Annotated in this window: 7 protein-coding genes; 4 read left to right on the top strand and 3 right to left on the bottom strand. The window is 69.7% G+C overall.

Annotated elements, in window-relative coordinates; all coding sequences use genetic code 11:
* The first annotated feature begins 9 nt into the window (after positions 1–9).
* Positions 10–168, top strand: a complete 159-nt coding sequence (locus VF329_11995; GenBank protein ID HEX7081728.1) for a band-7 C-terminal domain-containing protein — start codon at positions 10–12, stop codon at positions 166–168.
* Between the two features lie 38 nt (positions 169–206).
* On the opposite strand, the gene VF329_11990 is transcribed toward VF329_11995, so the two are convergent.
* Both VF329_11990 and VF329_11985 read right to left on the bottom strand, forming a co-directional pair.
* Positions 207–4,124, bottom strand: a complete 3,918-nt coding sequence (locus VF329_11990; protein ID HEX7081727.1) for a translocation/assembly module TamB domain-containing protein — start codon at positions 4,122–4,124, stop codon at positions 207–209.
* A gap of 20 nt (positions 4,125–4,144) precedes the next feature.
* Complete coding sequence (locus VF329_11985; GenBank protein HEX7081726.1) at positions 4,145–5,896, bottom strand: autotransporter assembly complex family protein; 1,752 nt, start codon at positions 5,894–5,896, stop codon at positions 4,145–4,147.
* A gap of 137 nt (positions 5,897–6,033) precedes the next feature.
* Here VF329_11985 and VF329_11980 point away from each other — a divergent pair, with 137 nt between their 5' ends.
* From VF329_11980 to VF329_11970, 3 genes are all read left to right on the top strand, one after another.
* Positions 6,034–6,543 (top strand): GNAT family N-acetyltransferase, encoded by a 510-nt coding sequence (locus tag VF329_11980; GenBank protein HEX7081725.1) that lies wholly within the window; start codon positions 6,034–6,036, stop codon positions 6,541–6,543.
* 89 nt (positions 6,544–6,632) lie between these two features.
* Complete coding sequence (locus VF329_11975) at positions 6,633–6,908, top strand: ribbon-helix-helix protein, CopG family (protein ID HEX7081724.1); 276 nt, start codon at positions 6,633–6,635, stop codon at positions 6,906–6,908.
* A 20-nt stretch (positions 6,909–6,928) separates the two neighbouring features.
* Positions 6,929–7,093, top strand: coding sequence for a hypothetical protein (locus VF329_11970; protein HEX7081723.1), 165 nt, complete (start codon positions 6,929–6,931; stop codon positions 7,091–7,093).
* Positions 7,094–7,098: 5 nt separating this feature from the next.
* Here VF329_11970 and VF329_11965 read toward each other — a convergent pair whose 3' ends face one another.
* Positions 7,099–7,893 (bottom strand): hypothetical protein, encoded by a 795-nt coding sequence (locus VF329_11965; protein ID HEX7081722.1) that lies wholly within the window; start codon positions 7,891–7,893, stop codon positions 7,099–7,101.
* Positions 7,894–8,018 lie beyond the last annotated feature (125 nt).

The raw sequence follows: 8,018 nt of genomic DNA, 5'->3' as shown, positions 1-8,018 counted from the left end.
CACGAGGCGATGCAGCTGCGGGTCGCCGAGCAGTACATCGAGGAGTTCGGCAACCTCGCGAAATCCGGCAACACGCTGGTGGTGCCCGCCAACCTCGCCGATCTCGCCGGCATGGTCGCGCTCGCGACCAACATCGCGAAGGACAAGCCGGCCGCGGCGAGGCCGTGAGCCCGGCATGCACCGGAGCCGTTACGGGCGAAGTGGATTCAGCGCTCGATCGTGTAGAACAGGTCGCCGCCGCTCTGCTCGCTCGACGACTCGGTCACGAGCCGCCATTTGCTCGAGAGCGCATACGAGAGCTTCAGGGTGGTCACGGGATCCAGCAGGCCGATCCCGTAACTGACGTACAGGTCCGGTGAGAGGTACTTGCCGACGACCAGCGCCGCCTGCTCGCTGCTGTTGCCCGCCTCCGCTTCTCCATTGCCGTCGGCCCCCGTTGCTTCGCCGTTACCTCCGCCGGACATCGTCTCGATGCCGATCTGGTCCACGCCGAGCTTGTCCCCGAACTGCTGCGTGAGGAAGTTGCCGCCCTTGATGCCGAGCGCGAGCGCGGCGCGCGCGAGCGCCGAGCTTTCGGAGGCCTGGCCGCCTTCCAGCCCCCGGCCGAGCACGAGCCACGAGAGCTGCTCCGACTCGCTCATCGACGGGTCCGAGAAGATGGAGAATTCCGGCTCCATGAGCCTGCCCCTGACCTCGACGCCGACCAGGATGTCTTCGGCCGGCTGCCGCACCGCGCGCACGTCGAGCCCCGGCTCGTCGATCGGCCCGCCCGCGAATATCACCCGGCCGCGCTGGATTTCGAGATCCTGGCCGTACGCCGTGTAGAAACCCTTCGTCACGCTGATCTCGCCGGTCGCCGTCGTGGGCTCGTTCGGCGCCTGCGTCACCGTCAGGTCGCCGGCGAGCGCCGCGCTCAGGCCGAAGCCGATGAAGCTCACCGGCTCCTCCTCGACGCTCTGCGGCTCGATTGCCTCCGCGGCCGCTTCGCCCGCACCTTCTTCCGCCTGCGCCTCTTCCGGATCGCCGAGGATCACCTGGATTTTCGCGGCCACCGCGAGCGCCTGTTCCGCCGCTTGCTCCCCCGAGTCCGCGTGCACGATCACCTGGTCGGGTGAGACGCCGACCGCGGTCTCCGGAGCTTCCTGGAGCTCGATCGTCGCTTCAGGCACGCGCACGATCCCCGTCACCTCGAGCCGGTTATTCGCGAGCTTCGCGTCGAGATCCGGCGCCACGCTCACGGTTGCCTCCGGCGTGTCGAAGACGGTGAAGTCCTCGCCGCGAATCTGAAGGTCTGCATGCGGGCCGGCCGCGTCCGAGCCGGCGGTGCCCTCGACGCGCAGCATTCCTTCGCCCGAGCGGGCGCGCATCTCGACGTCGAGGTCGCCGGCGCCGCGGCCGCGCACGGCGGCGTTGATCTCGCGCAGGCGGAGCGCGGGCCCGGGCAGCGTCGCGGCGCCGTCCTCGAGGGCGAGACTGCCGTTGAGCGCCGGCGCGGCGAGCGTGCCGGACACGCCGAGATCGCCTTCGATGCGGCCGCGCAGCGACGAGATCTGCGGCGTGAACCGGGTCAGGAACCCGAGCTCCGGCAGGCGTGCCTGGAGGCGTGCCTCGAGCGGCCTTGCGGTGAGCGCACCGTCGCCCGGCGCGATCGTGCCCTTCGCCACGAGTCCACCGCCCGATTCGAGCGGCAGGTCGAGCGTGAGCTCCGCGCCTTCGGCACCTTGCACGTCGAGCGCGAGGTCGCCGGCGGCGAACGCGAGCACCGGCCGCCGCGTCTCCGCGTCGTCCCCCGTCAGGAGCTCGATCGGAGTCGTATGCAGGTTGAGGCGGACCGTCGGACCGCCTGGCGGGTTCCGCCTTGGGATCACCAGCCGGCCGCTGCCGCCGATCGCGCCTTCGATGGCCGCGGCCGGCGGGAGGAACGCGTTCGCGACTGCGAGCGGCAGGTCCTCGAGCTCGAAGCCGGCCGCAAGCCGCCCGCGCCTGCGCTCGCCTTCGACACACAGGCGGGCGGAACCGCCCTCGAGACAAAGCGGCTCGAGCCCGGTTCCGGCCGCCGACACGTGACCCCGCGCCGGCGCCTGCAGCGACCACGATTCGAGCTTCGGGTGTGCGTAATCGAGACGGCGGACGACGAACGCCCAGGCATTGTCGGCCGCGAGCGCGCCGTCGACGCCGAGATCCAGCCGGCCGGCGCTGGTCTGTGCCTCGAGGGTCAGCGTGTGCTCCCCTCTCGTGCCTGCGCCTTGCAAAGACAGCGCTTCGACATCCACGCCGCCGAGCGCCGCGCGGCCGAGCGACAGCACGAGCTCCGAGCGCGACGTGCCGCCGGCCGCGACGTCCGCGGAGAGCTCCAGCGACGCGAGGCGATAGTCCGCGTAGCGCAGCTCCGACCCGGAGAGCTCCGCGGTGATGTCCGGTGCCTTAAGCGTGCCGCCGACCTTGCCGCGGCCCTTTACCTGCCCGCCTGCCTCCGGCAGCACGGCGGCCAGGTCGTCGCTCGCGATCGACCAGTCGACTGCCAGCTGCTCCCCGATCCGGCCATCGGCCGCGACCCGTGTCGTGCCGGAGCGCAACTCGAACGTGTCGAGCGCAAGCGCGCCGTCGTCGAAGCGGCCGCGCGCGTCGAGGGCGACCGGCCGGCCGCGCAGGCGGCCTTCGGCGTGCAGCGTATCGAGGCGCGCCGTCGCACCCGTATCCGGCATGCTGCCCTCGCCGCGAATGGCGAGATCGATGCGGCCGGGCCAGGCGCCGGCGAGACCGGCGGGGTTCAGGCCGCGGCCGGTGAGGTCGACGCGGCCGGCGAGCACCGGCGCCCAGGCGATTCCGGCCGTGCCGTGCAGCGTGCCCTCGAGCGTGGCGACGTCGAGCGACGCGACGTCGAAATGCCGGTCGTCGCCCGTGCCGGCAAGCGCCACCCGCCCGTCGGCCTGGTTCGGCACGCCGAGCGCGGCATCGAGCCGCGCGCGGTAGTCCGCGAGCGTTCCCGTGACCTCGAGACGCCCGCGCTCGCTCGCGACCTGCGGACTGCCCGACAGCGGCCACTGGAGCCCGGACCAGTCGGCGGCGACGTCGACGCGCGGCTCGCTTCCGGTGAGCTCGACGCGACCGTCCGCCTGGATGCGGCCGTTCGCGAGAATCGCCGTCAGGCGATCAATGGCGATCGCTTCCGGCGAAACCTCGCCGGCGAAGTCCACTTCGATGGGTCCGATTTCGGGCTCGGAGCCTTGCGCGTTCAGCTCGACGCGGATCGCGTCGAGGCCGCCCGTCGCATTGATCTTCGTGCTCACGACCGCCGGCGGCAGGTTGCTCGCGACCTGCGCGAGCCGCACGCGCGTCACTTCGAGGTCGGCATCGAACCTGAGCTCGTCGAGCACGTCCTGCGCCGTCGCCTGGAGGCGCAGGTTGTATGGCTCGGCGAAGGTCTGCAGCAGGCGCAGATCCGCGAGGCTGCCGTCGATGCGCGTGCTGCCGGTGAGCGGCGCGAGCTGCGGCGGCCGCACGGTGTACGCGAGACTGGCCTCCAGCGGGTAATTGCCGCGCGGCAAGACGGAAGCCTGCGCCCGGGCATCGACGAGCGGCGCCTCCAGCGCCAGGTTTTCGATCTCGAGAGAGTGGTCCGTCCACTGTGCGACGAGCTCCAACGCGTGCACGACGAACGGCTCGCCTTGCCCGGTCCCTTGCACCGCGATGTCCCGCACGCGGGCATCATCGACGAACACGTCCAGCGGCAGGTCGATGCGCTCGGGCAGCTCGAACGGCTGCTTTTCCTCGGGTGGCGGCGGCGGTTGCTCGTGCGCGGTGTAGCGCAGGCCGTCGGCGCGCAGCCGCTCGACACGGAGCTCACGGCCGAAGAGCGCCGACAGGCGCCACTCGAGCTCCAGCCGGTCCAGCGCGAGCGAGAAGCCTTGCATGTTCACGCGGACGTCGCGGACGACGAGCGGCCCCGAAGCGGTGCCCTGCACGGCGCCGATCTCGATGCCCTCGGGGAGGTATCCCGCGGCGCGCGCGAACGCGAAGCGCAGCCCCGATTCAGTCCCGAGCAGCCATGCGGCCGTGACCGCGACGAGCAGCAGCAGGCCGGCGAGGGCCAATGCCCCGATCGTCACTGTGCGGAGGACCACGCGTCGTACGGAAGCGGCGCTCACAAATCGGGCCCCAGGCTGATGTGCAGGCGAAAGTCGGTGTCGGGGTCGTCGAGCGGGTGCGCGACGTCGACGCGGATCATGCCGACGGGCGAGCGATACCGCAGGCCGAGCCCGACGCCACTGAGCAGGCTGCCGCCGGGAGCGGTGTTCGTGGCGTTGCCCGTGTCGAAGAACGCGGCGAGGCCGAAATTGCCGAAGACCAGGTAATCGACCTCCACGCTGCCGACCAGCAGGTAACGGCCGCCGACGTCGTCCCCGAGCTCGTTCTCCGGGGACAGCTCCTGGTAACCGTAGCCGCGCACCGTGCGATCGCCGCCGGTGAAGAAGCGCTGCGACGGCGGCAGGTCGTCGAAGGCCTCGACTTCGGTCACGCCGGTATCGCCGCGCAGCAACAGGCGGCCGCGGCGCCCGAGCGGCAGCACCGTGCGGACGCCGAGCGTCGCCTGCACGAAGCTCGTTTCGGCGAGGGCGCTTTCCGGTGCGCCGTGCACGTCCAGGCTCACGCCGATGCCGCGCCGGGGAAACAAGGTGTCGTCGGATCGCTGCCAGCTCAGGTTGATGCCGGGGTAGAGCAGCGTGGCGTCACCGGCCGGCTGCTCGCCGAAGCGGAAATGCTCGCGGTCGAAGCGCAGGTAGAGCCGCCGGCGCAACCCGTGCCAGTCGTCTTCCCGGCTGGCGCCGACGCTGAACACCTCGCTGTCGGAATCCCCGATCTCCACCTGCTGCAGGCTGGAGAAGAACGTGATTCGGTCCGCCGCGACGTTCTCGATCGGCACGTGGTACTGGGCGGTGAACGAATTGCGCACGGCGGAGATCTGGGCGTCCACGTTGAATTGATGGCCGCGGCGGTTGATGCGGCGGAACTCGGTGCCGAGCGTGAGCCGCGGCCCCGTGTCGGTGCCGTAGCCGAGCCCGACGGAGTAGCGTTGCGAGTCGCGGGGCCGCGCGGTGACGGTGACCGGAACCTGGAAGTCCCTGGCCTGCTCGCGCCCGACGTTCACGTCCACGGCGCTGAAATAATCGCTGCCGCTCAACGCGAGCTGCAGATCTATCAGGCGCTCGGTATCGAAAGGCTCGCCGCGCTCGATGTCGTTGAAGCGGCTCACGAAGCCCGGGTCGAGGACCGACTGCTCGATACGCACGTCGCCGAAGTAGTAACGAGGGCCGCTGTCGATGATCAGCCGGATGTCGGCTTCGCGCCGTTCCGGGTATACGCGGATTTCGCTCTGCGCGTAGCGGGCGTCGAGGTAGCCGGCGGAGTACACGGTCTGCATCAGCCCGTCTTTCGCACGTCCGTAGGCGGGATGGCTGAGGACGTCGCCTTGCGCGATGGCGATGCTTTCGAGCTCTTTGCGTACTTCCGGCAGCTCGGCGGCCGGCCCGTCGACGCGGATCTCGACCTTGGCGACGCGCGTGGGCTCGCCCGCCTCGACTTCATAGGTGGCCACCCAGCCGTCTGCGGTGCGCTCGAGTCTCGATTCGATCTGCGGCGAGTAGTAGCCGAAGGGCTGCAGCGCCCGGCGGATCTCGGCCGGCGCCTTCCTGTGCAGCTCGCGGATCTCGGGCTCGCGGAGCGGCCGGGCCTCCTCGTCTTCTTCCTCCGCCTCGGTGCGCTGAACCAGGCTCAGGAAAGCGCGGGCGTTCTCCTCGAGCGGATCGTCCAGGCCTTCGATGCGCACCTCCACGCCGGCGGCCGCCGCTAGACGCGCGCCGAGCAGCAGTCCGGTCAGGAGGATGATTCGTCGCACACCGATGGCTCCGTCCCGCGCCCGCCGGGCGCGCAGTCCCTGATTCAGGAAGTATGGGCCATGGCGTCGCGGCAGGGAGAGAACCCGGCGCCGCTCGCGGCGGGCGAGGAGTCCGGCGAATCGCGTATGCTCGCCGGATGATCGAGACGGAGCGCCTGCTCTTGCGCCGGGTGGATCCGGAGCGCGATTTCGAGCCGTGGGCGCGCACCATGGCCGACGCGCGGGTCGTCCGCTTCCTCGGTGCGGCGCCGATGGGCCGCGCGCTCGCCTGGCGCCACATGGCATCGATCGTCGGCCACTGGGCCATCCGCGGTTACGGATTCTTCTCGGTCGAGGAGAAGGCAACGGGCCAATGGGTGGGCCGCGTGGGGCCGTGGTACCCGGAGGGCTGGCCCGCGCCGGAGATCGGCTGGACGCTGTCCCCGGATCACTGGGGCAAGGGCTACGCCACGGAAGCCGCGCGGGCGGCGGTCGCCTACGCGTTCGACACGCTCGAGTGGCCGAGCGTCGTGCACGTCATCCTCCCCGGCAACGCCCGCAGCATCGCGGTGGCGGAGCGGCTCGGCTCGCGCTTCCTGCGCTCGGAGAACGGGCTCGACGGCGTGACGGACCGTGAGGTCCTCATCTACGGCCAGGACGCGCCGTGAGCGCTTCGCTGGCGTATGCTCCCTCACTCAGCGGGTTGTGTATGTGCATGTGTATGCAGTAAACTGACTGTCTTGCGGCAGGAGTAACCATGGCAACTTCGGAAAAGATGGTGAGAAAGCAGTTTCTCGTCCCGCCGTCGACCGTCCGCAGGCTCGAGCAACTCGCGGCCAAGCGGGGCACCTCGGCATCCGAAATCGTTCGGCAGGCGATCAACTCGTTCGACGTCAACGATGCGGAGGCGATGGAGTCTTCCGATCTGATGGAGCTCGTGTCCGAACGTCTCAAAGAAGCGATCAAATCGACACGCCGGGCGCAGCGAGTCGTTTCCCGCTCGTTACGGGATCTGAGCTCGGGTGGCAACTGATGGCCGGTTGGAAAGACATCTTGCTCGACGTGCTGAAGCTGACGGATGAAGTGAAGCGCTTGAACACGACTACGGAGAAACTGTCGGAGCGCACGATCGATATGGACAAGCGGCTCGTGAGGCTGGAGACCATGGTTGAAGTGGCCCAGAGGCGGCGCTTGCCCGACGGATCACCTTCGCCGTGACGGGATCAGCTGCGCTCGATCTCCGGGGCATAGGGGCGGTAGGGCTGGCGGAAATACCAAAGCAGCGCGGCCGCAATGACCGCGAGCGAGAGGTACATGGTGAGGCGCCATGAACTCGGTGACGGCCGGATGACCTCGAACGTGTCCACGAAGATCACTTCGCAAGCGCCGTCGCCCGTGTCCTCGCGAGTCGTGCTGGTGCCGCGCCGGCCGCCTTCGTGCGCGCCGTAGCTCGCGAGCACGCCCTTGATGTGCACCTGGTCGCCTACGCCCAAGTCGGCAACGCGCTCGCGGATGGCCGGATCGTCGGAGATGAGGTGGTTGTTCGACATCTCCGTCATGTCGAAGCTTTCCCACGCCTCCCGGCTGGAGGTGTGCACGTTGCAGGTGAAGACGCCGTTCCAGAAGTCCAGCTCGGCCAGGTACTCGCTGGTCGCGTCGCCACCCCAGACGACGCACACGTCGGCCATGTTGAGGTGATCCTTCGCCAGCCGGTGCATGCGGCTGGCTTCGCCGTGCTGCCGGTACGAGACGATTACACCATACAGGTCGTACTCGAATTGCGGCTCCACCGTGTACTCTATGCCGTCCCAGCGCGTCGTGAACGGCGGCCGCCATGTGGGTGTCTGCGCGGGGTCGGCGGCCAGCGCCGCGTCGACGGCGAGCCCGGCGGGCACGTCGTTGCGCTTCCAGAACGCGAGCGCGAAGACGGCGCAGGCGACGATCAGGATCCAGCGATGGATGAGCGCGCCCTCCGTGATTCGTCCGCCGCGTACCTCGGCTGTGTGTGGGCGACGCACCGGGCGGTTCGCGCGGCCGGCCGTTATGCGCTCGATATTACCCAGGGCCCTGGCGCGGTTGTGTGCGCCCGGTCACGGCAGGAGGAACGAGCGGCAAGTGCGCCTCCGCCCGGCGCCGGAATCAC

It is taken from the genome of Gammaproteobacteria bacterium (genome assembly GCA_036381015.1).
Taxonomy (GTDB): domain Bacteria; phylum Pseudomonadota; class Gammaproteobacteria; order Steroidobacterales; family Rariloculaceae; genus ZC4RG20.
Note: the sequence above shows the minus strand (reverse complement) of the source record. Positions and strands in the feature narration are given on the sequence as shown.

Bases quoted from the DNA above. Each gene is read 5' to 3' on its own strand.
- VF329_11975 (HEX7081724.1), top strand. From the start codon at position 6,633: ATGGCAACTTCGGAAAAGATGGTGAGAAAGCAGTTTCTCGTCCCGCCG.
- VF329_11995 (HEX7081728.1), top strand. From the start codon at position 10: ATGCAGCTGCGGGTCGCCGAGCAGTACATCGAGGAGTTCGGCAACCTC.
- VF329_11980 (HEX7081725.1), top strand. From the start codon at position 6,034: ATGATCGAGACGGAGCGCCTGCTCTTGCGCCGGGTGGATCCGGAGCGC.